A 24,902-nucleotide genomic window follows, 5' to 3' on the forward strand; every position below is an offset into this window, starting at 1 on the left:
AAAGGAGGGGCGATCAGCGCGACGGCGGGCGGCCGAACGGGTCCGAGGCGCCGCTGTCGATGGGGTTGTTCCGGGGGGCGGTGTTGATGGTCGCCGGTTCGGGCATGCGCTCGGCGTTCTTGTCGCGAGGCGCGCGCTCGGTCTGACGCGGGGTCGCGCCGGGCGCTTCCAGATCGGCCATGCGGCCGCAGCCCGACAGCAGAAGGGCGGCGGCGCCCGCGAGGATCAGGGTCTTTTTCACAGGCGGCTTCTCCAGTCGGCGATGCGGGCGCGGACCTGTTCCGGCGCCGTGCCGCCGAAGCTCTGGCGGCTGGCGCAGGAGGCTTCGGGCGTCAGGACTTCATACACGCCTTCGGTGATGCGGCCATCCAGAGCCTGCAGTTCCGTCAGCGGCAATTCGCCCAGACCGATCCCCAGGGCCTCGGCCCGCTTCACGGCGGCGCCCGTGACATGGTGGGCCTGGCGGAAGGGCAGGTTCAGTTCGCGCACCAGCCAGTCGGCCAGGTCGGTGGCGGTCGAGAAGCCGGCGCCGGCGGCGGCGGCCATGCGCGGGGTGTTGGGGATGATGGCGGCGACCATGGCGGTCATGGCGGTCAAGGCCAGATCGAGGGCGTCAAAGGCCTCGAACACTGGCGGCTTGTCCTCCTGCATGTCCTTGGAATAGGCCAGCGGCAGGCCCTTCATCACCGTGGTCAGGGCGATCAGGGCGCCGTTGATGCGGCCCGTCTTGGCGCGCACCAGCTCGGCGGCGTCGGGGTTGCGCTTCTGCGGCATGATCGACGAGCCGGTGGTCAGGTCGTCGGGCAGGGAGGCGAAGCCGAACATCGGCGTCATCCAGACCACGATCTCCTCGGCCAGACGCGACAGGTGGCCCGCCGCGATGGAGGCGGCGGCCAGGCTTTCCAGCGCGAAGTCGCGATCCGACACGGCGTCGAGCGAGTTGGCCATCGGGCGGTCGAAGCCCAGGGCCTTGGCGGTCATATGGCGGTCGATGGGGAAGGGCGACCCGGCCAGGGCCGCGGCGCCCAGGGGGTTCTCGTTCATGCGGGCGCGGGCGTCGGCAAAGCGGCTGGCGTCGCGGCCGAACATCTCGACATAGGCCATCAGATGGTGGCCGAAGGTGACGGGCTGGGCCGTCTGCAGATGGGTGAAGCCGGGCATGAGGTCGCCGGCGTGCTGCTCGGCCCGGTCAAGAAGGGCGGCCTGCAGATCCTTCAGCTGCGCCACGGTGCGGTCGCAGGCGTCGCGCACCCACAGGCGGAAGTCCGTCGCCACCTGGTCGTTGCGGCTGCGGGCCGTGTGCAGACGCCCCGACGGCTCGCCGATCAGCTCCGACAGCCGGGCCTCGACGTTCATGTGGATGTCTTCATAGGCGTCGCGGAAGGGGAAGGTCCCGCCCGTGATCTCGCCCTCGATGACGTCCAGTCCGCCCAGGATGGCCTCGGCGTCGGCCTGCGCGATGATGCCCTGCTGGGCCAGCATGCGGCAATGCGCCCGCGACCCGGCCAGATCCTGCGCCCACAGGCGTTTGTCGACGCCGATGGAGACGTTGATGGCCTGCATGATGTCGGCGGGCTTGGCGCTGAAGCGTCCGCCCCATAGAGACTGACCTTGAGGGGTGTTGGAAGGCGTGTCGGACATGAGCGGCTCTAAACGGACTTTGGCGGGCGTGGCGACGGCTGTGCTGCTGATCGGCGCGATCGGCGGCGCGGCGATGCTATACGCCAATCGCGACGGCGGGGGCAAAGAGTCCGCGTCATCGACCCTGTCGGTCTATGCCAAAGGCTCGCTGGCCAAGCTGCTGACCCCCGCCCCGACGCCCGCGCCCGACTATGTCTTCAAGGGCGCGGAGGGCCGCGATGTGCGCTTTGCCGACTTCAGGGGCAAGGTGGCGGTGGTCAATCTGTGGGCCACCTGGTGCGCGCCCTGCAAGATCGAGATGCCGACCCTGGCGGCGCTGGCCGAGCACTACAAGGACCGCGACGACGTGGCCGTCGTCACCATCAGCATGGACGTGGACAAGGCCGTGCCCGAGGCCCGCGCCTTCATCGCCGAGCATGCGCCGCTGGCCTATTACGCCGATCCCAAGTTCCAGCTGCCGTTCGAGTTCCCCGGCAAGGGAGCCATGCCCCAGACCATCCTGCTGGATCGGCAAGGGAAGGTGCGCGCTGTCCTGACCGGCGAGGCCGACTGGGCCAGCGATGAGGCGAAGGCGCTGGTCGAGGCTCTGCTGGCCGAGAAATAGATCCAGTTTTCCTCCCCATTCCATGGGGAGGTGGCGCGGGCGCGCTGGCGTCCGTGACGGAGGGGGCGTCTCGACGGCTGATCTCTGTGCCGCCCCCTCCACCACTGCGTGGTCCCCCTCCCCATTTCATGGGGAGGAAAGTCGAACCTAGCCCCAGGGGCGGAAGTGCTTGCTGAGCTTCAGCCCTTGGCTCTGATAGTGGCTGCCGCCTTCGCCATAGAGGCGGGTCGGGCGTTCCGTCAGGGGCTCATAGACCAGGCGGGCGACGATCTGGCCATGTTCCAGCAGGAAGGGGGTGTCGTGGGTGCGAACCTCCAGCACGCCCTTGGAGCCCGCGCCGTGCGCTTCATCCGTGCCGAAACCGGGGTCGAAGAAGCCGGCGTAGTGGACGCGGAACTCGCCGACCGAGGGGTCGATCGGGGTCATCTCGGCGGCCTGATCGACCGGGATCTCGACGTCATCCGAGGAGGCCAGGATGTAGAACTCGCCCGGATCCAGCAGTAGTTCGCCGCGACGCAGGGTCAGGGGCTCCCAGAAGTCGCGCGGGTCGTGGCCGTCGATGTGGTCCATGTTGACCACCCCCGCGTGGCGACGGCCGCGGAAGCCGACGATGCCGTGATCGCCCGCGCGCAGATCGACGCCGACGCTGCGAGTCTCTAGCTTGGGCGGATCGCCGGCTTTGAGGCGCAGCTGGTTCAGGCGGGTGCCCGGCTTGACCAGGATGGAGAAGGTCTGGGGCGCGATCTCGAGATAGAGAGGGCCGTCATAGCCCTCGTCCACGTCGTCGAAGCTGCCGCCCTGATCGGTCAGCAGACGGACGAAGACGTCCACGCGGCCCGTCGAGCTCTTGGGGTTGGCGCGGGCGTTCAGGCCGCGCGGCAGGCTGAGGCGCTCCTGCAGCCGGGCGATATAGACGCAGCCCTTTTCCAGCACCACGCCGCCCGACAGGTCGACGGCGTGCATCTCCACGTCCTTGATGCGGTCCTCGACCTTGCGTTGGCCGGGCAGGAAGGAGGCGCGCACGCGCCAGGCCTGGTTCGACAGGCGCAGGTCCAGGCTGGCGGGCTGCACCTGGTCAGGATCGAAGGGGGTGTCGGACGTGATCGCGCCGGTCGCGATCAGGGTCTCGATGCCCTGGAAGGGCAGAATGCCGGGCTGGGCGGGAATCTCGAAGATGCTCATGCCGTCCTGTCTCACACGGATTTTCCTATCTGTCTCGCTTCGGAATGCGACATCCGAAGCGCCAGACGGGTTGAACCCCGAGGTCGGCGGGCTGCATATAGCGCATGCACGCCGCTCCTGCCTATACCGCCGAAACCGAAGGCGTCGTCGTCCGCGTCCGCCCCTCCTATCTGGCGGCCCAGTCGGACCCTGACGGCGGGCGCTGGGTCTGGGCCTATCAGATCGAGATCGTCAACCTGACCGGATCGCCGGTGCAACTGGTGGCGCGGCGCTGGACCATCACCGACGCCTACGGCCATGTCGAGGAAGTGCGCGGCCAGGGCGTGGTCGGCGAGCAGCCGGTGATCGAGGCCGGCGACAGCTATTCCTACGCCTCGGGCTGCCCGTTGGGCGCGCCCTCGGGGTCCATGGTCGGAGCCTACTACATGACCGACGCCGAGGGGCGGATGTTCGAGGCGGCCATCCCGGCCTTCAGCCTGGATGTGCCGGATACGCGGCGGGTGCTGAACTAGGGCTTCGCCTCTTAGCCGCCGTCATCCTCGGGTCAAGCCCGAGGATGACGGAGTGAGTGAGGGGGCTGTCGCACCCAAAGAAAAACCCCCGCCGTGAGGCGAGGGCGATAGGGCTGCGTCAACCCGGATGAACCGCAGCCCCCTGATTTCATCCGGCTTGCCGGACGAAATCAGTTTCCTTGCGGGCCGCGGTCAAAAGGCTCCGCCTTTTCGACCCGACGCGGCCTGGCGCTTCGCGCGCGCTCAAGCAGCGAGCGACCGCGCTCTTAAAGCTTAGATATAGCGCCGCAGGCTGCGGGCCAGTTCGCTGGCGCCGTCCTTGGAGGCGCCGCGGCGGACCTGAGGCTGATAGGCGACGCGGGCGTGTTCGACGCAATAGACGCCTTCCGAGGCGCGGCGGCCGCAGAAGCTGAACTCGCGCGAGGACGGGTCGCCGATCGGCCATTTGCACATGTGGGCGCCGAGGGTCATCACCGTGGCCGTGCCGGGCAGTTCCGGGGCGGGCGCGGGGGCGACGGGCTGGGCGGTCATGACCGGGCGCGGGGCGGCGGCCTCGATGCGGCGCGGGGCCGAGGGGGCTTGGACCGGCGCGGCGGGCGCGGCGGGGCGCGGACGGGTGGCGGCGCGGAAGGTGGTGCGCGCCGGTTGCGACGGCGCGGCGCGGCCCGACAGGCCCAGACGGTGCACCTTGCCGATCACGGCGTTGCGGGTCACGCCTCCGCCGAGGGTCTTGGCGATCTGGCTTGCCGACTGGCCTTCCAGCCAGAGCTTCTTCAGCGCGCCGACGCGGTCTTCAGTCCAGCTAGCTGTGGTCATGGCCACCCTCCCGGGGATCGGATTCAATATCTTGGGTCGCCGACGAATTTCCCCGCCTCGACCTGCTACTAATCGTAAAGCAGGCCTTAAAACACGCAAGATGTGGCAATTAGGCTGTCCACAGAAACCAGATGTAGTGTGGTTAACGTCCCGTTTTGAATCAGTTTTGCGGCGCCTCGAAGAACGTCGGGCGCCTTGCGAAACCAGCTTTGCGGGCGCATCTGGGGCCGCATGACGACCGATCTCGCCTCCACTCGCCCCACGCAACGCCCCGGCGACCTGCCCCAGCCGCGTCGCTATGACGGGATCAACTGGGTGGGGCTGCGCACCCTCTACCTGCGCGAGGTGCGCCGTTTCTGGAAGGTGGGCGCCCAGACCGTGGCGGCGCCGGTGGTGACGACCCTGCTCTACATGCTGGTCTTCGTGGTGGCCTTGAAGGGCGCGCGGCCGCCGCTGCACGGCACCCCCTTCGCCGAGTTCGTGGCACCCGGCCTTATCATGATGGCCATCCTGCAGAACGCCTTCGCCAACGCCTCGTCCAGCCTGATCCAGGCCAAGATCATGGGCACGGCCACCGACTTCCTGACCCCGCCGCTCAGTCCGCTGGAGCTGACCATCGGCTTCACCCTGGGCGCCGCGACGCGCGGGGTGGCGGTCGGTCTGGTGACGGCCCTGTGCGTCCTGCCCTTCGCCAAGCTGGGCGTGGCCAATGTGGCCCTGATCGTCTGGTTCGGCCTGATCGCCTCCCTGCTGATGGGGATGACGGGCGTGCTGGCGGGCCTGTGGTCCGAGAAGTTCGACCACCTGTCGGCGGTGCAGAACTTCGTGGTCATGCCGATGACCTTCCTGTCGGGCACCTTCTACCTGATCGACAGCCTGCCCGAGCCCTTCGCCAGCCTCAGCCGTTTCAACCCCTTCTTCTACCTGATCGACGGCTTCCGGGCCGGCTTCATCGGCCACGCCGAGGGCAATCTGGTGATCGGCGTCGTCATGAGCGCCGTGCTGACGGTGGTCATGGGCGCCGCCTGCTGGCTGGTGTTCCGTTCGGGCTGGCGCCTGAAGAGCTGAGCCTCAGATTGTCGAGGCAGGACTGGCTGCTGACTCGCTTTGCATTCGCGCGGCAACATGTGTGGGGCGCTAGGTCATCGGCGTCCAGCAATAGCGCGTTCTTTCGTACAAGCGTTGAACCCACGGCGCGATATCGCCTCCAGGAGAGCTCCAGGTTACATCGGCAGGATCGCCATTTTTTTGCCGCGCGCCAAAGACCGTGATTGCGCTGTTTTGGTGAGCGAGAACTGGGTTGGCCAGGCCCTGCAAGGGCAGGGTCCCGGGAACAATCACCTCGGGCGCGGGCAAGGTTCTGAGCTCGTCCATGCTTTCAGCGAAGGCGCAGTGGCGGGAATCGGCTTCTTCCAATCGCTCAGCGGTCTGTCGCATTGCGATGAAGTAGACCCGCTCTGCCACGGGACGCGTCTGGTCGAAATTGTAATCGTATCTGACCGCGATTTGATACCCCCAACTGGAAGACCACGCGACGAGGAATGGTCGCTTGCCTGCGGGCACATTGACCAACCACCTGGCTGGAGACTTGTCATCCGAAGGCCAGTTGCCTCGGGTGTTGCGGGCAGCAACTTGCACGGCGTTCTCTGGCGGTGCCGGTTCACTCTGCAAAACAGCAGCCGCAAGCATGGCGAGAAGCATGTGCAGTTTTCCTGCCTGTGATGTCGGAGATTGACCTTTTCGGGCAACCTAGGTCAACAAAGCAAGGAGTCGGGTGCGAGGCATGAGTCTCGCGAGAGGAGCTTCGCCATGTCGTTTCGTCTTTGTTTGAAAGCCTTTGCGGGTGGGTCCTGTTTGGTTGCTGCTTGTCTCGCAGCCGCACCATCTCTTGCCCAGGACATAGGCGCAGAGCTGCGCGAACAGGTCGGCGCCTATGTGCAGCCGTCCAACGCCGAGCGGATGAACGTCGTGGTCAGCCAGCTGCGCGCCGCCGGCTTCAACCCGACCATCGAGACCTTCGAGGGCGGCGGCCGCGCCGGGCCGATGCAGGGCTCCAATGTCATCGTGACGATTGGCGACGGTCCCAAGGAAATCCTGCTGACCGCCCACTATGACGCGGTGAAACTGCGCGACGGGACCATGTCCCAGGGCGTGATCGACAACGCCGGCTCGGTGGTGGCCCTGATCGAGGCGGCCAAGATCCTGCGCGACAAGCCGCTGTCGCATCGCGTCCGCGTCATCTTCTTCGATCAGGAAGAACTGGGCCTGATCGGCGCCAAGAAATGGATCGAGGCGCACGGAATCGCCAATGTCGCCGCCGTGGTGAACTCGGACGTCGCCGCCTATGGCGACACCCTGATGTACGGCCAGAACAACGGGACGCAGTCGGCCTTCGTCACCCGCGCCGTGCAGGAAGTGTGCGCCGAACGCGCCATGCAGTGTGTCGGCTTCCCCGAGTATCCGCCGTCGGACGACCGCGCCTTCTCGGCGGCGGGCGCGCCGGTGGTGTCCCTGGGCTTCCAGGATCAGGTCGGCGCCCACCAGATGTGGCTGGCCTTCAACGGCGGCGAAGCCAACGGCCTGGCCGAGGGCTTTGTCCCCCAGGTCTTCCGCGTCATCCACTCCAAGGGCGACGCCATCGAGGCGGTCGAGGGCGCGACCATCGCCACGGCCGGCGCGACCTACGCCGCCCTGATCCAGAAACTGGATGCGCAGCTGCGCTGACGCGCGGTCGGCATGGTGTTGACTAAGCGGGCATAGCGCCCGACAAGTCCCTCACCCTTTTTGAAGCGGTCCCGTCGCTGATGCGCCGGGGCCGTCTCGCTTTATGGAGTCTGCCTGTGTCCGGTCATCTGATGGGTGTCTACAATCGCGCGCCGCTGGAAGTGGAGCGCGGCCAGGGCGTCCGCCTGTGGTCCACCGACGGGACCGAATACCTGGACTGCGTCTCGGGCATCTCGACCAACGCCCTCGGCCACGCCCACCCCAAGCTGGTGCAGGCGGTCAAGGATCAGGCCGAGAAGCTGTGGCATGTCTCCAACATCTTCAAGATTCCGGGCCAGGACGCCCTGGCTGACGCCCTGTGCGCCAAGTCCTTCGCCGACGTGGTCTTCTTCACCAACTCGGGTACCGAGGCCGTCGAGTGCGCCCTGAAGACGGCGCGCAAGTTCCACTCGGCCAACGGCCAGCCGGAACGCATCGACATCTACGGCTTCGACGGTTCGTTCCACGGCCGCACCTATGGCGCGATCAACGCCGCCGCCAACCCCAGTTACACCGAGGGCTTCGGGCCCAAGATGGAAGGCTTCCATCAGCTGAAGTGGGGCGACAAGGAGGCCCTGACCGCCGCCTTCGAGAACCCGACCACGGCGGCGATCATTCTGGAGCCGGTTCAGGGCGAGGGCGGCTGCCGCTCGACGCCGGAAGAAGACCTGCGCTGGATGCGCGAGATGGCCGACAAGCACGGCGTCCTGATCATCTTCGACGAGGTCCAGTGCGGCATGGGCCGGACCGGCAAGCTGTGGGCCCATGAATGGGCCGGCATGACCCCGGACATCATGGCGGTGGCCAAGGCGCTCGGCGGCGGCTTCCCCATCGGCGCCTGCCTGTCGACGGCCGAGGCGGCCAAGGGCATGACGGTCGGCGCCCACGGCTCGACCTTCGGCGGCAACCCCCTGGCCATGGCCGTGGGCCAGGCCGCCTTTGACGAGGTGTCGTCGGATGCGATCATCGCCAACGTCAACGAGGTCGCCGGCTATCTGAAGCAGCAGCTTCACGGCCTGGCCGAGCGCTTCCCCGACGTGATCGTCGAGGTGCGCGGCAAGGGCCTGCTGGTCGGCGTCAAGCTGGTCCCCAATAACCGCGAATTCATGGGCTGGGCCCGCGACGAGGCCAAGCTGCTGGTCGCCGGCGGCGGCGACAACCTGGTCCGCATCCTGCCGCCGCTGAACATCACCCTCGAAGAGGCCCGCGAGGCCGTCGAGAAGTTCGAAACGGCCTGCGAGTTCGCCCGCACCAAGCTGGCGGCGTAAGTGCTTTCACCCTCCCCTTCATGGGGAGGGGCCTAGCCCCTGAAGGGCGAGGCGGGTGGGGACGCTGTCCCTCAATCTGAGGTTTCTGCAAGGCCGTCCCCACCCGGTCCCTGCGGGACCACCCTCCCCGAAGCGGGGAGGGAGAGGCTCTGTCATGGTCCGCCACTTCCTCGACATCCACCGGCTCGACGCCGCCGATCTGCGCGCCATCCTGGATGACGCCCACGCGCGCAAGCAGGCGCGAAAGGGCTGGCCGCAGGGGCGTCCCGACGCCGACGCGCCGGGCAAGGACCGCGTCCTGGCCATGATCTTCGAGAAGAACTCGACGCGCACCCGCTTCAGCTTCGACGCGGCTATCCGTCAGCTGGGCGGCTCGGCCATCATCGCGACGGCTTCCGACATGCAGTTGGGCCGGGGCGAGCCGGTCGAGGACACGGCGAAGGTCCTGTCGCGCATGGTCGACGCCGTGATGATCCGCGCCAACAACCATGAGGACGTCGAGCGCTTCGCCCGCGTCTCCACCGTGCCCGTGGTCAACGGCCTGACCGACCGCAGCCACCCGTGCCAGATCCTGGCCGACCTGCTGACGATCGAGGAGCACATGGGGCCGATCGAGGGCAAGACCGTCGCCTGGGTCGGCGACGGCAACAACGTCTGCCACAGCTTCATGCATGCGGCGGCCAAGTTCGGCTTCCGCCTGAACGTCGCCTGCCCGGCCGAATACCACCCCGACCTGCGCGACCTGGAAAAGGGCGGCGCCCACGTCCACCTGACCAGCGACCCGCGCGAGGCCGTGGTCGGCGCCGACGTCGTGGTCACCGATACCTGGGTCTCGATGGGGGACCAGGACTATGAGGCGCGTCTGGCCGCCTTCGAGCCCTATACCGTCGACGAGGCTCTGATGGAGCTGGCCAACAATGACGCCGTCTTCCTGCACTGCCTGCCGGCGCACCGGGGCGAAGAGGTGACGGACGCCGTCATCGACGGCCCGCGCTCGCTGATCTGGGACGAGGCCGAGAACCGCATCCACGCCCAGAAGGCGGTGTTGGCATGGTGTTTCGCAGGCGACTGAAAGTCGCCTGCTTTCTTGAGTGGCCCTATCGCGCTTTGCGCTGCTTGAGGGCTGTTTGCCGCTTTCCTCCCCACTTGTGGGGAGGGGGACCGCGTAGCGGTGGAAGGGGCGGCGCCGACATCAGCCGTTGAGCGCCCCCTCTGTCACGTCGCCAAGGCGCCGCGCCACCTCCCCATGGAATGGGGAGGAAAGGATGGGCGCGCGCCTCAGTAGGGCGGGGGCAGGGTTCGGCCGCTCAGGGTCGAGGCTAGGTGGATCAGCAGCAGGAAGGTCAGGGCGCCGGCCACCAGCATGATGAAGCGCCACGGCATCATGCGCGGCCCTTTCGACAGGTCCGGCGGACGCGCCCCGTGCCAGCCGGAGAAGACGGCGACGGCGATGGCGGCGGCCAGCAGGGTCAGGGTCAGGGAAGGGCTCATGGCGAGGGCAGGTGGCGCTTGCGGCGCGGCTTCGCAAGCCGGAAATCCGCGAGAAGATGAATCTAAACGCGACGTTAACCATGTCGGGCTGAAAAGCACGGAATCGCGATCAAGCGCTGCCGGTGATTCTGTCGCCTCAGGCGCCAGATATTGCGGTTAACGACACGTTTACACGCTTGATCTGGAGCGGTAGCGTCCCACAAAGACTCGGGAGGCGAATCAGTGAGCGCAGCAGCGCCGTGGAGCGTGAAGGGGATAGACCCCAAGGCTCGCGAGATCGCCAAGGACCTTGCGCGCCGTTCAGGCATGACGCTGGGCGAGTGGCTGAATTCCATGATCATGGACGAGCCGGACGAGGACGAGGGCGTCACGCCCCTGCCGCGCCGCACGCCCATTCCCGACCCTTATGATCGCCGCAGCCGCTCGCGTCGGCTGGACGACGTCTATGGCGCCGACGAGGACGACGTGCGCGTCGGCGCTTCGCTGGAAATCATCGCCGGCCGGCTGGAAGCGGCCGAGCGCCGCTCGACCATCGCTATCCAGGGCATTGATCAGGCCGTGGCCGGCCTGGTGCGGCGGATGGAGAAGCAGGACGAGATCGGCCTGGGCTATGCGCGCCGGATTGACGACATCGCCGACGAGCTGCGCGAGGGGCACAAGCGCCTGCGTCGTTTCGAGCAGGAGACCGGACCCAAGAGCGAAGAAGGCTTCGCCCGACTGGACGCCGCCCTGGGCGCCGTCTCCAGCCGCCTGTTCGATCTGGACGAACGTCAGCGGAACACCATCGGCGAGCTGCGCGAACGGATGGAGGCGGTCGAGAAGGCCGCCGGCCCCGGTCCCGGCACGGATGTCCTGGCCCAGGTCGGCGTTCGGCTGGATGAGGCGCAGGAGCGCACCTCGGACGCCCTGAAGGGGCTGGAGCGATCCTTCGCCGCCCTGGACCAGCGGCTGCGCGCCGCCGAGAGCCAGGTCGAACCCGAACACAGCCGCGAGGCCGCCCGCTTCGAGAAGCTGGCTGAGACCCTGACGCGTCAGGTCGAAGGTAGCCGCGTCGAGATGATGCGTCGTCTCGACGTGGCCGAAACCGAAGGCCGCGTGGACCGCATCGAGCGCGCCCTGGCCGCTGTGGGCGACCAGACCCGCGCCGCCGAGCAGCGCTCGGCCGACGCCGTCGAGGCCATGGGCCGCGAGGTCCTGCGCATCGCCCAGAACCTGAATCAGCGGGTCGAGAAGGTCGAAGTCGGCGCCGTCGGTTCAGGCCCTGACATTGAGGCCCTGGGCCGCGAGCTGAACGAGAAGCTGGATCGCGAGATGCAGCGCCACGCCCAGGCCGTGGATCAGCGCATCACCCGGTCGGACGACCAGCACGCCCTGGCGCTGGAGCGCCTGGGCGGCGAGATCACCCGCATCTCGGATCGCCTGTCCGAACGCATCGCCCAGTCTGAACGTCGCTCGGCCCAGGCCCTGGACGACATCAGCCGCCGTCTGACCGAGCAGCGCCACGACCGCGCCTCGGGCGAACTGGGCGAGCGGATGCGCCAGAGCGAGGAGCGCACGGCGCGCCTGCTGGCCGAGGCTCGCGACAGCATGGAGCAGCGCGGAAGCCGCGCGGCCCGCCGCGAAACGCCGCTGGAAAGCCCGGAGCCGACGCCGTGGAGCCCGGCCGAGAGCCCGAGCGGGGACTGGCGCGCCGCCGCCTTCGCCGATCCCGTCGCCGACCTGTGGTCCGAGGACAGCCTGGGCGGGGTGCTGGACGCCGCGCCCTTCCCGAGCCCGCAGGTCAGCGATCCCGAGCCGGTCTTCGCCGACCCGCTGGACGCCGAACTGAACGTCTTTGCCCCGGCGGAGGAGCCTGAGGCGCCGCCGTCGGCCCTGTTCGGCTCGAGCCCTGAACGCGCCCGCTTCGGCGCGGTGTCGATGGAACTGGTCGACGAGGTCGAACCGAATTTCGCGGAGCAGATGTTCGCCGGATCGGCGGGCGATGATTTCGGCGGCGCCGACGTCAGCGATGTCCTGGCCGAGCCCGACCAGGGCGCGGTCGGCGGCTTGCCGCCGCTGGTGGACGGACCCGCGGGCGACGACGAGGACGGCTTCTCGGCCGACATCGACTTCATCGACCCGGCCGCCCTGAAGGCGGGCGCCGCCGCCGGCCGGGCCACGACCCGAGACACCCTGGACGCCGCGCGCGCCGCCATGGCCGGCGCCGAGGAAGCCCCGCGCAAGGGCTTCGGATTGAAGCGCGGCGGCAAGTCCAAGCTGCAGGAACGTCTGGACAAGCAGGCCAGCCGCGAAGGCTCGACCATGCGCAAGGCCCTGGGCGCCTCGGCCGTGGCGGCCCTGGTCATGGGCGGCGGATACGCCTCGCTGCAACTGGCCGAAGGTTCGGGTCTGATCCTGCCCGACATGGCGACCCTGACCGGCGGCGCGGCCCCGACGGCGGGAACGCCCGAGGCGCCGATCGCGGCCGTGGCCCTCGACGCGACGCCGACCGAGGCCGTGCCGTCGCCGGATGTGGCGGCGAGCGAAGGCGCGGCCCTCTATGCGCGCGGCGTGCAGTTGATCGACAACGGCGACGACAGCGGTCTGGAAACCCTCAAGCGCGCGGCCAACCTGGGCTACGGCCCGGCGCAGATGCGTCTGGCCGGCCTCTACCAGGAAGGCGGCGCCGGTCTGACCCCCGATCCGGTCGAGGCGCGGACCTGGGCGCGACGCGCGGCCGAGGGCGGCGAAGCGCGGGCCATGCATTATTACGCCATGCAGCTGTATGACGGCGAAGGCGGCGCACGGAACCGCGTCGAGGCCCTGGCCTGGCTCAAGAAGGCGGCCGAGGCCGGTCGCGTCGACAGCCAGTACAATGTGGCGCGCCTCTACGAGAAGGGCGACGAGGGCGTGGCCCCCAATGCGACCGAGGCCTTCAAGTGGTACATGATCGCGGCCCGACGCGGCGACCAGCAGGCCCTGGCGGCGGTGCAGCGGCTGACGCCCCTGACCTCGGCCGAGACGCGCCGTGTCGCGCGCGAGGCCGCCGACGCCTTCACGGTCGCGCCGCTGGCCTGACGGGCGGGGTGAAGGCGCGGCGGGGGTGGCGGTTCGCCGCAGCCGCCGCTAAGACCGGGTTGTAGTCGCCTTTCCGGCGCAGTTCTGCGTTCCCTTCCAGCCGAAGGCGCGTGCCGTGGATATTTACCTGCCGATCGCCGAGGTTTCGGTGAACTGGCCGTTCCTGGTGATGCTGGGGGCGCTGGTCGGCTTTGTCTCGGGCCTGTTCGGCATCGGCGGCGGCTTCCTGATGGCGCCCGTCCTGGTCTTCATGGGCATTCCGCCGACCGTGGCCGTGGCCAGCCAGGCCAGCCACGTCGTCGCCTCTTCGACCTCGGGCGTGATCCGCTATTCGGGCATGAAGGCGGTCGATTACCGCATCGGCGGCATCATGGCCGTGGGCGGGGCGCTCGGCGCGCTCGCAGGCGTCGAGCTGTTCCGCTACCTGCGCCTGCTGGGCCAGGCCGATCTGGTGGTGGCCGTCTCCTACCTGGTCTTCCTCGGCGCCATCGGCAGCATGATGCTGTACGAGAGCCTGACGCAGATCCTGCACCGGGTGCGCGGCGAGACCCCGCCAAGGAAAGAGCGCCGCCGTCCCATGTGGCTGTACGGCCTGCCGTTCCGCATGCGTTTCCCCCGTTCGGGCCTCTACATCAGCGCCATTCCGCCGTTTGGCCTAGGCGTCTTCGCGGGCGTCCTGTCGGCCATCATGGGGGTGGGCGGCGGCTTCATCCTGGTGCCGGCCATGCTCTATGTGCTGCGGATGAAGGCCAATGTCGTGGTCGGGACCAGCCTGTTCCAGATCATCATCACCACGGCCATCACCACCATCCTGCAGGCCGGGCGCAATCAGACGGTGGACATCGTCCTGTCGACCATCCTGCTGCTGGGCGGGGTGGTCGGGGCGCAGTTCGGGGCCAGGCTGTCGGGTCGCTTCCGCGCCGAGGAGATGCGCGCGGCGCTCGGCCTGATCGTCCTGCTGGTCGGCATCCAGATGGGGCTGGAGCTGTTCGTGCGGCCCAGCGACCTCTTCCTGCTGGCGCCGGGGGTCTCGGACTGATGTTCCAGGCCCTGCCGCCCGAACCCGCGCCTGTCGTCGCGCCCGCTCCGGCGCCAGGCGTGATCGAACGCTCGGTCGCCACCGAGGGCGAGGTGCGCGTCGCCGCCGCCTTGACCGACGCCCAGGTCAAGGTCGACTCCAGCTTCCGCGGCGCCTCTATCGTTCTGTATGGCGCGGTGTTCAATCCGACCGACACGCCCGCCGACGTGGTGGTGGTGGTGCGCGGTCCCGACGCTCCGGTGCGTCTGGTCAAGAAGACCCGCAACATGGGCGTCTGGCTGAACAGCCGCCCGGTCCTGTTTGAGGGTGCGCCCGGCTTCTACATGACCGCCTCGACCCGGCCGCTGAGCGACATCGCCGACTTCGGCCAGCTGCGCCGCCTCGGCGTCGGCGTCGATCACCTGCGCATCGACGCCCCGCAGGAAAGCCGCACCGTCACTCGTTATGGCGTGCGCGACGTGGTGATCAGCCGTCTCGGCGAGAACTACCTCGACTGGCGCCGCGCCGTGATCCGGCTGAAGGAGGCGGCGGCCCTCTACAACACCGATCCTGACGGGGTTCAGTTCGTCGACAAGGGCCTGTTCCGCGCCGAGGTCGAGTTGCCGACCGTGGCCCCGACCGGCAAATACTATGCCGAGGTCTGGCTGTTTCAGGAAGGGGCGCCGGTCTCGGTGTCCAACCTGACCCTGACGGTCGAGAAGGTCGGGCTGGAGCGCGACATCTATGAGTTCGCCCACCGGCGGCCGTGGTCCTACGGCGTGCTGTGCGTCATCCTGGCGGCGCTGACGGGCTATGCGGCGTCGCGGGTGTTCAGGAGCAGGTAGAACTCGCTCACCGGCTTGCTGTTCGAGCGCGGTCCTATCTGCCGTCATCCCGGCCGCAGCGTAGCGGAGAGCCGGGACCCAGGCGGCGGCTTCATGTGCGGCGACGCTTCTCGCATTTCCAACGTCTGGGTCCCGGATAAGCGCTTCGCGCTTTCCGGGATGACGGCAAGGAGGGAGCGTGGCACCCAAAGAAAAGGGCGGCCCGCGAAGGCCGCCCTTTCCATTTCAGTGCGAAGTCAGGCCGATCAGGCCGCCTTCTTCTCCGGGGCGAAGCGGCCGTAGAAGGTCTCGCCCTTGGCGGCCATCTCGCGCAGCAGGTCCGGCACCTTGAAGCGATCGCCGTAGGTCGCGGTCAGCCGGTCGGCGGTCTCGACGAAGGCTTTCAGGCCGGTCTGGTCGATCAGGGTGATCGGGCCGCCCGACCAGGGGGCGAAGCCCCAGCCCAGGATGGCGCCCAGGTCGGCTTCGCGCGGGTCGTCGATGACGCCCTCGGCCCAGCAGCGGGCGACCTCGACGGCCTGGCGATAGAGCAGGCGCGTCTTCAGCTCGTCGACCAGTTCCGGGGTCGAGTCGTCGAACTTGACCGGGGCCAGTTCCGACAGGCCCGCCCACAGGGTCTTGGGCTTGGCAGCGTAGTCGTAGAAGCCCTTGCCGTTCTTGCGACCGTAACGACCGCCCTCGACCATCTTGGCGACGATGTCGGCGCCTTCCGACGGGACATAGGCGTCGCCCAGGTCGATCGCCGTCTGCTTGGCGATCTTGTAGGATAGGTCCAGGGCCACGTCGTCGTGCATCTCCAGCGGGCCGCGCGGCATGCCGGTCATGCGACCGACGTTGTCGATCAGGGCCGGGGCATAGCCCTCCTCCAGCATGGCCATGCCCTCCATCAGGAAGGTGGAGAAGCAGCGCGAGGTGTAGAAGCCGCGGCTGTCGTTGACGACGATCGGGGTCTTCTTGATCTTCAGGACGTAGTCGATGGCCTTGGCGATGGCGGCGGGGCCGGTCTTCTCGCCGAGGATGATCTCGACCAGCATCATCTTGTCGACGGGCGAGAAGAAGTGGATGCCGATGAAGTCCTCGGGGCGGACCGAAGCTTCGGCCAGGCCGGTGATCGGCAGGGTCGAGGTGTTGGAGCCGAAGATCGCGCCTTCGACCAGTTGCGCCTCGGCGCGCTTGGTCACGTCGGCCTTGATCTCGCGGTTTTCGAACACGGCCTCGATGACCAGGTCCGAACCCTTGATGTGATCATAGTCAGTGGTGGCGGTGACCAGGGCCAGGGTGGCGTCGAACTTCTCCTGGGTCATCTGGCCGCGCGACAGACGCTTCTTCAGCAGTTCCTCGACGTGGGCCTTGCCCTTGTCGGCGGCTTCCTGGGTTTGGTCGATCAGCACGGTCTCGATGCCGGCCATGACCTGCACATAGGCCACGCCCGCGCCCATCATGCCGGCGCCCAGAACCGTGACCTTCTTGGCGTCGGACTTGGGCACGCCCGCCGGGCGCACGGCGCCCTTGTCCAGTTCCTGCTTGGACAGGAAGAGGCTGCGGATCATGGCCTGGGCCTGCGGCGTCATCAGGGTCTTGATGAAGTAGCGGGTCTCGATGCGCAGGGCGGCGTCCATCGGCACCTGAACGCCCTCATAGACGGCCTTCATCAGGTTGGTGGCGGCGGGATAGTTGCCGTAGGTCTGCTTGCGGATCATCGCATTGCCGACCAGGAAGTTCTGGATGCCGGCGGGGTGATAGGGGCCGCCGCCGGGCAGTTTGAACGACTTGTCGTCCCACGGCTGGACGGCCTTGCCGCCGTTCTTGATCCAGGTCTTGGCGGCCTCGACCGACTGACCCTTTTCAACGATCTCGTGGACGATGCCGGCGCCCTTGGCGTCATTGGGGCGGAAGGACTTGCCCTCGGTCATGGCCATCATGGCCGGCTGGACGCCGATCAGGCGCGTCAGGCGCTGGGTGCCGCCGCCGCCGGGGAAGAGGCCGACCTTGATCTCGGGCAGGCCTAGCTGGATCTTGTTGTCGTTCTCGACCACGCGATAGTGGCAGGCCAGCGTCAGTTCCAGACCGCCGCCGAGCGCCAGGCCGTTGATGGCCGCGGCCACCGGCTTGCCGCAGGTTTCCAGGGCACGCAGGGCGCCGTTCATCTTCCAGCCCGCGTCATAGGCGTCCTGCAGGCTGGCGCCGCCGATCATGCCGCCGGCGATGTCGCCGAGGTCCGCGCCGGCGCAGAAGCCCGAGGCTTTGCCCGAGGTGATGACCGCGCCCTTGATGGCGTCGTCGGTCTTGATGCGTTCCACCAGCTGCGGAATCTCGGCCATAACGGACGAGGTCAGGGTGTTCATCGAGCGTCCGGGGACGTCGAAGGTGATCAGGGCGACGCCGTCGGCGTCCACGTCGATCTTGAAGTTTTCCATGGTCAGTTGCTCCCGATCAGACGCGTTCGATGACGGTGGCGGTGCCCATGCCGCCGCCGATGCACAGGGTGATGAGGGCGGTTTCCTTGTCCGAGCGTTCCAGCTCGTCCAGCACCACGCCGGTGATCATGGCGCCGGTGGCGCCCAGCGGGTGGCCCATGGCGATGGCGCCGCCGCAGACGTTGATCTTGTCGTGCGGAATGTCGAGCGCCTGCATGTAGCGCAGGACCACAGCGGCGAAGGCCTCGTTCAGCTCATAGAGGTCGATGTCGGTCGACTTCATGCCCAGACGGCCCAGCAGCTTGTGAGTCACGAACTCGGGGCCGGTCAGCATGATCGACGGCTCCGAGCCGATCGAGGCGGCGCCGCGGATCTTGGCGCGGGGCTTCAGACCCAGGGCCTTGCCGGCTTCCAGCGAACCGATCAGGACGCCGGCCGAACCATCGACGATGCCCGAGGAGTTGCCCGGGGTGTGGACGTGGTTGACGCGCTCGACCTCGGGGTAGCGCTGGTTGATGACGCTGTCGAAGGCCATCTCGCCCATCATGGCGAAGGAGGGGTTCAGGGCGCCGAGCGTCTGCATGTCCGTGGTCGGACGAATGGTTTCGTCGCGGTCGAGGCGGACCAGACCCAGCTGGTCCAGCACCGGGATGACCGACTTGTTGAAGCGGCCCTCGGCCCAGCTCTGGGCCGAACGCTTGTGGCTCTCGACCGAATAGGCGTCCACGTCGGCGCGGCTGAAGCCCCACTTGGTGGCGATCATGTCGGCCGAGACGCCCTGCGGCACGAAATAGGTCGAGAAGGCCGAGGAGGGGTCCACCGGCCAGGCGCCGCCGTCCGAGCCCATCGGCACGCGGCTCATGGCCTCGACGCCGCCGCCGACGGCGAAGTCGGCCTCGCCGGACTTCACCTTGGCGGCGGCCATGTTCACGGCTTCCAGGCCCGAGGCGCAGAAGCGGTTGATCTGGACGCCCGCCGTGGCCTGGGACCAGCCGGCGTTCAGCACGGCGGTGCGGGCGATGTCGGCGCCCTGCTCGCCCACCGGCGAGACGCAGCCCAGGATGACGTCGTCGACCTTGGAGGTGTCCAGGCCGTTGCGGTCGCGGATCGCCTCCAGCACCTGCGTCGCCAGCGACAGGGCGGTGATCTCGTGAAGGGAACCGTCCTTCTTGCCCTTGCCGCGCGGGGTGCGCACGGCGTCGTAGATGTAGGCGTCGGCCATGAATGTCTCTTTCTTTGGGTCCCTACCGCTCGGCGCGCGGCGCCTCGCTGCTTGAGGGACGTGCGTGGGCGGGACGGGTCTGGAATTGAAACTTGGTGCGTAGAAACCCGACGTTTACGTCAACGTCAAGTAACAAGGCGCGTGAGGGCGTTGGCGGACGGAGGAAGCGTCTCCGTCCGCCGCAGGTTCCCTATTCGCTGGCCAACCGCACCAGCTTGCCGTCTTCCTCGTCGGTGATGACCCAGACGGCGCCGTCGGCGGCCACGGCCACGTCGCGGATGCGTTCATTCAGGCCGGTCAGCAGGCGCTCCTCGCCGACGACGCGGTTGTTCTGCAGCACCAGTCGGGCCAGCTGCTTGCCGCCCAGGCCGGTGACCAGCAGGTTCCCCTGCCAGCCGGGGAACATGGCGCCGCTGTAGAAGGTCATGCCGCCCGGCGCGATGACCGGGTCCCAGTAATAGACCGGCTGCTCCGTGCCTTCCCTGGCCGTGACGGCCTCAGGAATGGCCTGACCGTTGTACTCAATGCCGTAGGCGACACCCGGCCAGCCGTAGTTCTTGCCAGCCTGATCCAGATTGATCTCGTCGCCGCCGCGCGTGCCGTGCTCGACGGTCCAGATGGCGCCCGTGCCGGGCTGGACGGCGATCCCCTGCATGTTGCGGTGGCCCAGCGACCAGATTTCGGGCCGGGCGCCCTCGCGACCGACGAAGGGGTTGTCGGCCGGCACGCTGCCGTCGGCGTTGATGCGGATGGTCTTGCCCATGTGCGAGCCCAGGTCCTGGGCCTGGGGCCGCATCGGCTTGTCGGAGCGCTCGCCCAGGGTGATGAACAGCTTGCCGTCGGGGGCGAAGGCCAGGGACGAGCCGAAATGCTTGTCGCCGTCATAGGTGGGCTGGGCCTGGAAGATGACCTGGACGTCTTCGATCTTCGACAGATCGTCCGACAGACGGCCGCGCGCGACCGCCGTGCCGTTGCCGCCTTCACGAGGTTGGGCGTAGGACCAGTAAATCAGTCGGTCCTGGGCGAAGGTCGGGCTGAGGATGACGTCCAGCAGGCCGCCCTGGCCGCGCGCGGAGACGGCGGGCAGGCCGGCGATCGGGGCGCCGACCTGGCCCTGGGCGCTGACCACCCGCATCCGGCCCGGTTTCTCGCTCACCAGCCACTGGCCGTCCGGCAGCAGGGCCAGGCCCCAGGGATGGACCAGGCCCGAGGCTATGGTTTCGTGGCGCAGGGTTCCGGCGGTCTGGACGCCCGGCGCGCGGGTCTGACCCGCGAAGGCCGGCTGCTGATCGGGATTGTTGGCGGGGCGGGTCTCGACGGGCGCGCCGGGGGCGGTCGGCGCATCCTGGCCGTTGGCGCCGCAGGCGGCGGTGAGGACGAGAAGCGAAGCGGACGCGGCGAGGACGATCGGACGCATGAGGCTCTCCAGAACAGCTATATGTCGTCGTCCAGAATGAAGCCTCGCTGCGCCGTGCGCGAGCCGAAACCGCCCGCGACCGATCGCCTCGCGCGATTTCCGTGTTGAAGCGACTTGAACCCGACCGAAGGCGGCGATATACGCACGCCTCTCGCGCTGGCCGGTCGTCATGACCTTTCGCGAGATCCCGTAAGGGGTTGGGTAGCTCAGATGGTTAGAGCGGTGGATTCATAACCCACAGGTCGGCGGTTCGATCCCGCCTCCAACCACCACGGATCTTCTCCTCAAATACATGGGAAGGCCCCGGTCGATCAGGGCGCTCGACCTCGCGTCACGCTTACGGGAGTTTAACTGGCGCCCGGCGCCGTGAACGGGGCAACAAGGCTGAAACGAAGCTTTGGGGGCGTTCATGTCGAAACCTGTCTGGATCGCTATTGCGGCGGGGTGCGTGTTCTTGTCGGGGTGCAGTGTGACCCGCTATCCGGTCCTGCCGGCATGGTCGAGCGACACGGCGCAGGCGATGGACTGCGCGGGCCTGCGCCAGGAGCAGGACGCGGCGCGTCGCACCGAGAGGCAGATCGCGGACATCGCCGCTGGCGGGCGCGCCGAACGCCCGCAACTCTATTCAACGGCCAAGCCGGATGCTGACCGCGCCGTTCAGGCGCGGCTCGCCAGTGTCGAAGCCGCGCTGAAATCGAAGAACTGCCCGGCGTGAAGGGCGTTCCGCCATACGGATCGTCACTGCCTGGGCGGGCGCTCTATCGGGGAATGCGCGTTGCGCCGCCGTTGATTCTGCAGACATTATCGGTTTGAGGGCGGCCCGTGCTTGCGCCCGTGGGCATCAAGATGCCGTCGCGCGCCTTGCAGTCTGCTTCAAGCTTGTCGAGGTCCGTCTGATAGGTCGACGTACCGGCGCCGGCGGCGCAGGCGCCGAGAGCGAGGGGGGCGGCGAAGGCGGCGAGGACGAGAGCGGCGCGCATGACGATGTCTCCTTGCGACTGGCGGCTTAACGGTTAGCCGAGGGCGGACGTTCCGCCAGCCGCGCCCTCGATGCAAGGCCAGGCTTTAGAAGGTCATCACGCCCAGATGCTCCAGCAGGATCTTGAGGCCCAGTGCGATCAGGGCGACGCCGCCGACCAGTTCCACGATCTTGCCCAGCCGCCTTCCCGCCGCCTTGCCGATCAGCAGGCCCAGCGTCGCCAGGGCGAAGGTGGTGAAGCCGATGCAGGCGGCGATCAGCCAGATATTGGCCCCCAGCAGGGCCAGGCCGACCCCGACGGCGCCCGCATCGATCGAGGTGCCGACGGCGGTGGCGATCAGGGCGACCAGGCCGCGCGAGGCGGCTCGGCCCGTCGCCGTCTCGTCCTCGTTGGCCTCGTCCTCGTTGGCCTCGTCGTCGGGCTTCAGCGCCTCCCAGATCATCTTGCCGCCGACCGCGCCCAGCAGGCCGAAAGCGATCCAGTGGTCGATGGCGGCGACGAAGCCGGCGGCGGCGACGCCCAGGGCGAAGCCGATCAGGGGGGTGATGGCCTCGATCACGCCGAACACCAGGCCCGAGCGCAGGGCCTGGGGCAGGGTGGGGCGGTGCTGGGCGCCCCGGCCGATGGCGGCCGCGAAGGCGTCGGCGGACATGCTGAGCGACAGCACGGCGATGGCGAGGGGGGTCATGGACAGAACACTCAAGCCGGGCGCGTGACAGCACGTCCGGGCGCAGGCCGGCTCGGCCCCCGGATCGTGCTGGTCTCGCTAGGCGGACGAAATCCGCTGATCGCGCCATGCTCTGAGCCAGAGCAAGTGTGTTGACGCGATCCCGACTGAAGACGTCGGAAGCTACTCCCCAACGCGGCCCCTCTAGCGGCTGGGGGGCGAGGGTTCAACCCCGCCGGACTGGCCGAAGGCGACAACGGCTCCCATCTGTGCTAGACGCCGCGCCTTCACCCCCGCCGCAGGATATTCAGCCTTGAGCATCACGCTCGACCTTTCGCGTGCTTCCGCAGCAGTCAAAGCCCCCGTCAACCTGTCCGGTCTGACGCGCGAGGGCCTGCGCAATGCCTTGATCGAAGCGAAGATCTGCCCGCCCGAGAAGGCCAAGATGCGCGCCACCCAGGTCTGGCGCTGGATCCACCACTACGGCGTCACCGACTTCGCCCTGATGAGCGACATCGGCAAGGAGACCCGCGCGGCTCTGGCCGAGGCCTTCACCCTGGCACGCCCCGAGATCGTCGAGCGTCAGATCTCCAAGGACGGCACGCGCAAATACCTGATCCGCACCGCGCCGGGCATCGAGGTCGAGGCCGTCTATATTCCCGACGTGGGCCGGGCCGGCGCCCTGTGCGTCTCGTCCCAGGTCGGCTGCACCCTGAACTGCACCTTCTGCCATACCGGCACGCAGAAGCTGGTGCGCAACCTGACCACGGCCGAGATCGTGGCCCAGGTCCAGGTGGCCCGCGACGACCTGGAGGAATGGCCGTCGCCCAAGGAAGACCGCCGCCTGTCCAACATCGTCTTCATGGGCATGGGCGAGCCGCTCTACAATCTGGACAGCGTCTCCGACGCCATCGACATCATCTCGGACAACGAGGGGATCGCCCTGTCGCGCCGCCGGATCACCGTCTCGACCTCGGGCGTGGTGCCGCAGCTTCAGGCCCTGGGCGACCGCACGGCGGCCATGCTGGCCATCAGCCTGCACGCCACCAACGACGCCCTGCGCGACGTCCTGGTGCCGCTGAACAAGAAGTATCCGCTGGAACAGCTGATGGCCGCCATCCGCGCCTATCCGGGTCTGGCCAATACCCGCCGGGTGACGTTCGAATACGTCATGCTGAAGGGCGTCAACGACAGCCCCGACGAGGCCCGCGCTTTGGTCAAGCTGATCGAGGGCATCCCCTCCAAGGTCAACCTGATCCCGTTCAACCCCTGGCCCGGCACCGACTACGAGTGCTCGGACTGGAAGACCATCGAACGCTTCGCCGCCATCCTGAACAAGGCCGGCTACGCCTCGCCCATCCGCACCCCGCGCGGCCGCGACATCCTGGCCGCCTGCGGCCAGTTGAAGTCCGAGAGCGAGAAGCAGCGGGCCAGCGCTCGGATCAAGGCCGAGCGTGAGGAAGCGGGATCGGATGACGCCGCGGCGGCATGATGTCGCTGACGACGAGGTAACGCCGTTTTCCCGATCGGGTGTGGCTCCGGCGCCCTTGCGGAAGGGGCGGGGGATCGGGCAAGGCTTGTTTTGCTTTCGTTCCGTTTTCCGCTGGAGGCTGCGGGCTCGCACATCATGGACTCGTCGTCTCTGCCCAGCGTCCTGTCGAGCCCTGAGGTCCAGGCCTTCGCCACCGGCTTTCCGATTCTGGTCCTGCACCTGATCGTCACCTTCGGCCTGCTGGCCATGGGGGCGACCGTCTATGCCCTGCTGACGCCGTGGCGCGAGGTGGCGTTGATCCGACAGGGCAATCCGGCCGCCGCCGTGGCCTTTGTCGGGGTGTTGATCGGCTTGGCCGTTCCGCTGGCCGTGTCCCTGTCGATCTCGACCTCGATCCGCGACATCGCCATCTGGGGCGTGGCGACAGTGGTGCTGCAACTGCTGGCCTTCCGCGTCGTCGACATGCTGCTGACCGGCCTGCCGCAACGTATCGAAAAGGGCGAGGTCGCCGCCGCCGTGGTGCTGGCGGGCGCCAAGCTGGCTACGGCCCTGATCCTGGCCGCCGCCCTGACGGGCTGAGGGCGGCGCCATGCGCTTCCCGCACCTTCCGGACTGGACCATCTATGCGGCGGTGATCGGCGCCCTGCTGATCGTTTCACTGGGCCGGCGTGAAAAGGCCGACGCCCCGCATCTGCCCGAGGACGACGAGGCGCATGGCCCCCTGCTGGGCCCGGTGACGCCCTTTGATCCTTCGGTCACCGTCATCGCTCCCGATATTCCCTTCCAGCCCTCGTCGGGCACCGCCTTCTCCATCGCCGGGGACGGGCGCTGGGTCACGGCGCGCCATGTGGTCGAGGGCTGTCCGCGTCCGGCCTTGGTGATCGGCGGCGGGCGGGCCCTTGCGGCTGACGTGCGGTTGGCGGCGCGGGCCGACGTGGCCCTGCTGCTGACCGAGGGCGGGCCGCCGGCCCTGCCGGTCGCCACCCGGACGCCATTGCGCAAGGGCCAGCGCGCCTTCCATCCGGGCTTCCCCCAGGGCCATCCCGGCGAGGTGGCCTCGCGTCTGCTGGGCCGCGAGACGCTGAAGATCAGAGGGCGCGGCGAGCGTGACGAACCGGTCCTGGCCTGGGCCGAGGCCGGGCGCACCAAGGGTCTGAAGGGCACGCTGTCGGGTCTGTCGGGAGCGCCGGTGCTGGATCGGCGCGGCCGGGTTCTGGGCGTCACCATCGCCGAGGCCCCGCGACGCGGCCTGATCTACACCACGGCGCCCGACACCTTTGTTCCCGCAATCCGGGGCGAGCAGCGCGCCGACGAAAAGGCTCTGGGCGAGCCGGTCAACACCGACAACTACGGCAAGGTCGCCGATCGGTTGCGGCGCGACCTGCGCGTGGCCCAGGTGGTCTGCCTGACGGCGTAATCCCCCCCGTCATCCCGGAAACGGCGTAGCCGCTATCCGGGACCACAGGATGCGCGCCTCTCACTCCGTCATCCTCCGGCTTGACCGGAGGAC

24 protein-coding genes, 1 tRNA gene and 1 riboswitch are annotated in these 24,902 nt (G+C 68.2%); of the genes, 14 read left to right on the forward strand and 11 right to left on the reverse strand.

Annotated elements, in window-relative coordinates; translation table 11 throughout:
* Positions 1 to 13: 13 nt before the first annotated feature.
* The gene (gene lptM, locus ACR9FL_RS00565; protein ID WP_436356713.1) at positions 14 to 241 is read right to left on the reverse strand and encodes an LPS translocon maturation chaperone LptM; all 228 of its coding nucleotides are present in this window, start codon (positions 239 to 241) and stop codon (positions 14 to 16) included.
* Entirely contained in the window at positions 238 to 1,641 is a 1,404-nt protein-coding gene (argH, locus tag ACR9FL_RS00570) for an argininosuccinate lyase (protein ID WP_296176317.1), read from the reverse strand. Before argH ends, lptM begins: the two co-directional genes overlap by 4 nt.
* On the opposite strand from argH, the gene ACR9FL_RS00575 reads away from it, so the two are divergent.
* Positions 1,640 to 2,245, forward strand: a complete 606-nt coding sequence (locus ACR9FL_RS00575) for a TlpA family protein disulfide reductase (protein WP_436356714.1) — start codon at positions 1,640 to 1,642, stop codon at positions 2,243 to 2,245. The two genes, argH and ACR9FL_RS00575, sit on opposite strands and share 2 nt — an antisense overlap.
* Positions 2,246 to 2,392: 147 nt before the next feature.
* Here the strand turns inward: ACR9FL_RS00575 and ACR9FL_RS00580 are convergent, their stop codons facing one another.
* The gene (locus tag ACR9FL_RS00580) at positions 2,393 to 3,427 is read right to left on the reverse strand and encodes a 2'-deoxycytidine 5'-triphosphate deaminase (protein ID WP_436356715.1); all 1,035 of its coding nucleotides are present in this window, start codon (positions 3,425 to 3,427) and stop codon (positions 2,393 to 2,395) included.
* A 104-nt stretch (positions 3,428 to 3,531) separates the two neighbouring features.
* Between ACR9FL_RS00580 and apaG the strand changes: the two genes are divergently transcribed.
* Positions 3,532 to 3,939 carry a Co2+/Mg2+ efflux protein ApaG gene (gene apaG / locus ACR9FL_RS00585; RefSeq protein WP_296176312.1) on the forward strand — a complete coding sequence of 136 codons (408 nt, stop codon included), beginning with the start codon at positions 3,532 to 3,534 and terminating at the stop codon, positions 3,937 to 3,939.
* 273 nt (positions 3,940 to 4,212) lie between these two features.
* Here the strand turns inward: apaG and gcrA are convergent, their stop codons facing one another.
* A complete protein-coding gene (gcrA, locus tag ACR9FL_RS00590; protein ID WP_436356716.1) occupies positions 4,213 to 4,755 on the reverse strand; it encodes a cell cycle sigma 70 cofactor GcrA in 543 nt (180 codons plus the stop codon).
* Between the two features lie 231 nt (positions 4,756 to 4,986).
* Between gcrA and ACR9FL_RS00595 the strand changes: the two genes are divergently transcribed.
* Entirely contained in the window at positions 4,987 to 5,823 is an 837-nt protein-coding gene (locus tag ACR9FL_RS00595) for an ABC transporter permease (RefSeq protein ID WP_436356717.1), read from the forward strand.
* A gap of 69 nt (positions 5,824 to 5,892) precedes the next feature.
* Here the strand turns inward: ACR9FL_RS00595 and ACR9FL_RS00600 are convergent, their stop codons facing one another.
* The gene (locus tag ACR9FL_RS00600; protein WP_436356718.1) at positions 5,893 to 6,456 is read right to left on the reverse strand and encodes a hypothetical protein; all 564 of its coding nucleotides are present in this window, start codon (positions 6,454 to 6,456) and stop codon (positions 5,893 to 5,895) included.
* 108 nt (positions 6,457 to 6,564) lie between these two features.
* Here ACR9FL_RS00600 and ACR9FL_RS00605 point away from each other — a divergent pair, with 108 nt between their 5' ends.
* From ACR9FL_RS00605 to argF, 3 genes are all read left to right on the forward strand, one after another.
* Positions 6,565 to 7,479: a M20/M25/M40 family metallo-hydrolase gene (locus ACR9FL_RS00605; protein WP_436356719.1), complete on the forward strand. Its 915-nt coding sequence runs from the start codon at positions 6,565 to 6,567 to the stop codon at positions 7,477 to 7,479.
* A gap of 131 nt (positions 7,480 to 7,610) precedes the next feature.
* Entirely contained in the window at positions 7,611 to 8,786 is a 1,176-nt protein-coding gene (locus tag ACR9FL_RS00610) for an aspartate aminotransferase family protein (protein WP_296176330.1), read from the forward strand.
* A gap of 154 nt (positions 8,787 to 8,940) precedes the next feature.
* On the forward strand, positions 8,941 to 9,858 hold the full coding sequence (gene argF / locus ACR9FL_RS00615; RefSeq protein WP_436356720.1) for an ornithine carbamoyltransferase: 918 nt from the start codon (positions 8,941 to 8,943) through the stop codon (positions 9,856 to 9,858).
* A gap of 206 nt (positions 9,859 to 10,064) precedes the next feature.
* Here argF and ACR9FL_RS00620 read toward each other — a convergent pair whose 3' ends face one another.
* The gene (locus ACR9FL_RS00620) at positions 10,065 to 10,277 is read right to left on the reverse strand and encodes a hypothetical protein (protein WP_436356721.1); all 213 of its coding nucleotides are present in this window, start codon (positions 10,275 to 10,277) and stop codon (positions 10,065 to 10,067) included.
* A gap of 222 nt (positions 10,278 to 10,499) precedes the next feature.
* On the opposite strand from ACR9FL_RS00620, the gene ACR9FL_RS00625 reads away from it, so the two are divergent.
* The 3 genes from ACR9FL_RS00625 (at position 10,500) to ACR9FL_RS00635 (ending at position 15,197) form a co-directional block, all read left to right on the forward strand.
* The gene (locus tag ACR9FL_RS00625) at positions 10,500 to 13,334 is read left to right on the forward strand and encodes an SEL1-like repeat protein (RefSeq protein ID WP_436356722.1); all 2,835 of its coding nucleotides are present in this window, start codon (positions 10,500 to 10,502) and stop codon (positions 13,332 to 13,334) included.
* Between the two features lie 115 nt (positions 13,335 to 13,449).
* Entirely contained in the window at positions 13,450 to 14,373 is a 924-nt protein-coding gene (locus ACR9FL_RS00630) for a sulfite exporter TauE/SafE family protein (RefSeq protein WP_436356723.1), read from the forward strand.
* On the forward strand, positions 14,373 to 15,197 hold the full coding sequence (locus ACR9FL_RS00635; protein ID WP_436356724.1) for a TIGR02186 family protein: 825 nt from the start codon (positions 14,373 to 14,375) through the stop codon (positions 15,195 to 15,197). Before ACR9FL_RS00630 ends, ACR9FL_RS00635 begins: the two co-directional genes overlap by 1 nt.
* 245 nt (positions 15,198 to 15,442) lie before the next feature.
* Here ACR9FL_RS00635 and ACR9FL_RS00640 read toward each other — a convergent pair whose 3' ends face one another.
* The 3 genes from ACR9FL_RS00640 to ACR9FL_RS00650 form a co-directional block, all read right to left on the reverse strand.
* Positions 15,443 to 17,614 carry a 3-hydroxyacyl-CoA dehydrogenase NAD-binding domain-containing protein gene (locus ACR9FL_RS00640; protein ID WP_436356725.1) on the reverse strand — a complete coding sequence of 724 codons (2,172 nt, stop codon included), beginning with the start codon at positions 17,612 to 17,614 and terminating at the stop codon, positions 15,443 to 15,445.
* A 16-nt stretch (positions 17,615 to 17,630) separates the two neighbouring features.
* Positions 17,631 to 18,836, reverse strand: coding sequence for an acetyl-CoA C-acetyltransferase (locus tag ACR9FL_RS00645; RefSeq protein WP_436356726.1), 1,206 nt, complete (start codon positions 18,834 to 18,836; stop codon positions 17,631 to 17,633).
* A gap of 190 nt (positions 18,837 to 19,026) precedes the next feature.
* On the reverse strand, positions 19,027 to 20,253 hold the full coding sequence (locus ACR9FL_RS00650; protein WP_436356727.1) for a PQQ-dependent sugar dehydrogenase: 1,227 nt from the start codon (positions 20,251 to 20,253) through the stop codon (positions 19,027 to 19,029).
* A gap of 195 nt (positions 20,254 to 20,448) precedes the next feature.
* Here ACR9FL_RS00650 and ACR9FL_RS00655 point away from each other — a divergent pair.
* A tRNA-Met gene (locus ACR9FL_RS00655) sits at positions 20,449 to 20,525 on the forward strand.
* Positions 20,526 to 20,662: 137 nt separating this feature from the next.
* Entirely contained in the window at positions 20,663 to 20,968 is a 306-nt protein-coding gene (locus ACR9FL_RS00660; RefSeq protein ID WP_296178435.1) for a hypothetical protein, read from the forward strand.
* Between the two features lie 43 nt (positions 20,969 to 21,011).
* On the opposite strand, the gene ACR9FL_RS00665 is transcribed toward ACR9FL_RS00660, so the two are convergent.
* Both ACR9FL_RS00665 and ACR9FL_RS00670 read right to left on the reverse strand, forming a co-directional pair.
* Positions 21,012 to 21,233 carry a hypothetical protein gene (locus ACR9FL_RS00665; protein WP_436356728.1) on the reverse strand — a complete coding sequence of 74 codons (222 nt, stop codon included), beginning with the start codon at positions 21,231 to 21,233 and terminating at the stop codon, positions 21,012 to 21,014.
* 85 nt (positions 21,234 to 21,318) lie between these two features.
* Entirely contained in the window at positions 21,319 to 21,921 is a 603-nt protein-coding gene (locus ACR9FL_RS00670; protein ID WP_436356729.1) for a manganese efflux pump MntP, read from the reverse strand.
* 80 nt (positions 21,922 to 22,001) lie between these two features.
* A riboswitch (yybP-ykoY riboswitch) is annotated at positions 22,002 to 22,099 on the reverse strand.
* Positions 22,100 to 22,213: 114 nt separating this feature from the next.
* Between ACR9FL_RS00670 and rlmN the strand changes: the two genes are divergently transcribed.
* The 3 genes from rlmN (at position 22,214) to ACR9FL_RS00685 (ending at position 24,809) form a co-directional block, all read left to right on the forward strand.
* The gene (rlmN, locus tag ACR9FL_RS00675; protein ID WP_436356730.1) at positions 22,214 to 23,392 is read left to right on the forward strand and encodes a 23S rRNA (adenine(2503)-C(2))-methyltransferase RlmN; all 1,179 of its coding nucleotides are present in this window, start codon (positions 22,214 to 22,216) and stop codon (positions 23,390 to 23,392) included.
* Between the two features lie 135 nt (positions 23,393 to 23,527).
* Positions 23,528 to 23,971, forward strand: a complete 444-nt coding sequence (locus tag ACR9FL_RS00680) for a DUF350 domain-containing protein (protein ID WP_436356731.1) — start codon at positions 23,528 to 23,530, stop codon at positions 23,969 to 23,971.
* A gap of 10 nt (positions 23,972 to 23,981) precedes the next feature.
* Complete coding sequence (locus ACR9FL_RS00685) at positions 23,982 to 24,809, forward strand: S1 family peptidase (protein WP_436356732.1); 828 nt, start codon at positions 23,982 to 23,984, stop codon at positions 24,807 to 24,809.
* Positions 24,810 to 24,902 lie beyond the last annotated feature (93 nt).

The sequence above is a fragment of the Brevundimonas sp. CEF1 genome (assembly GCF_051353055.1).
In the GTDB taxonomy this organism is placed as follows: Bacteria; Pseudomonadota; Alphaproteobacteria; order Caulobacterales; family Caulobacteraceae; genus Brevundimonas.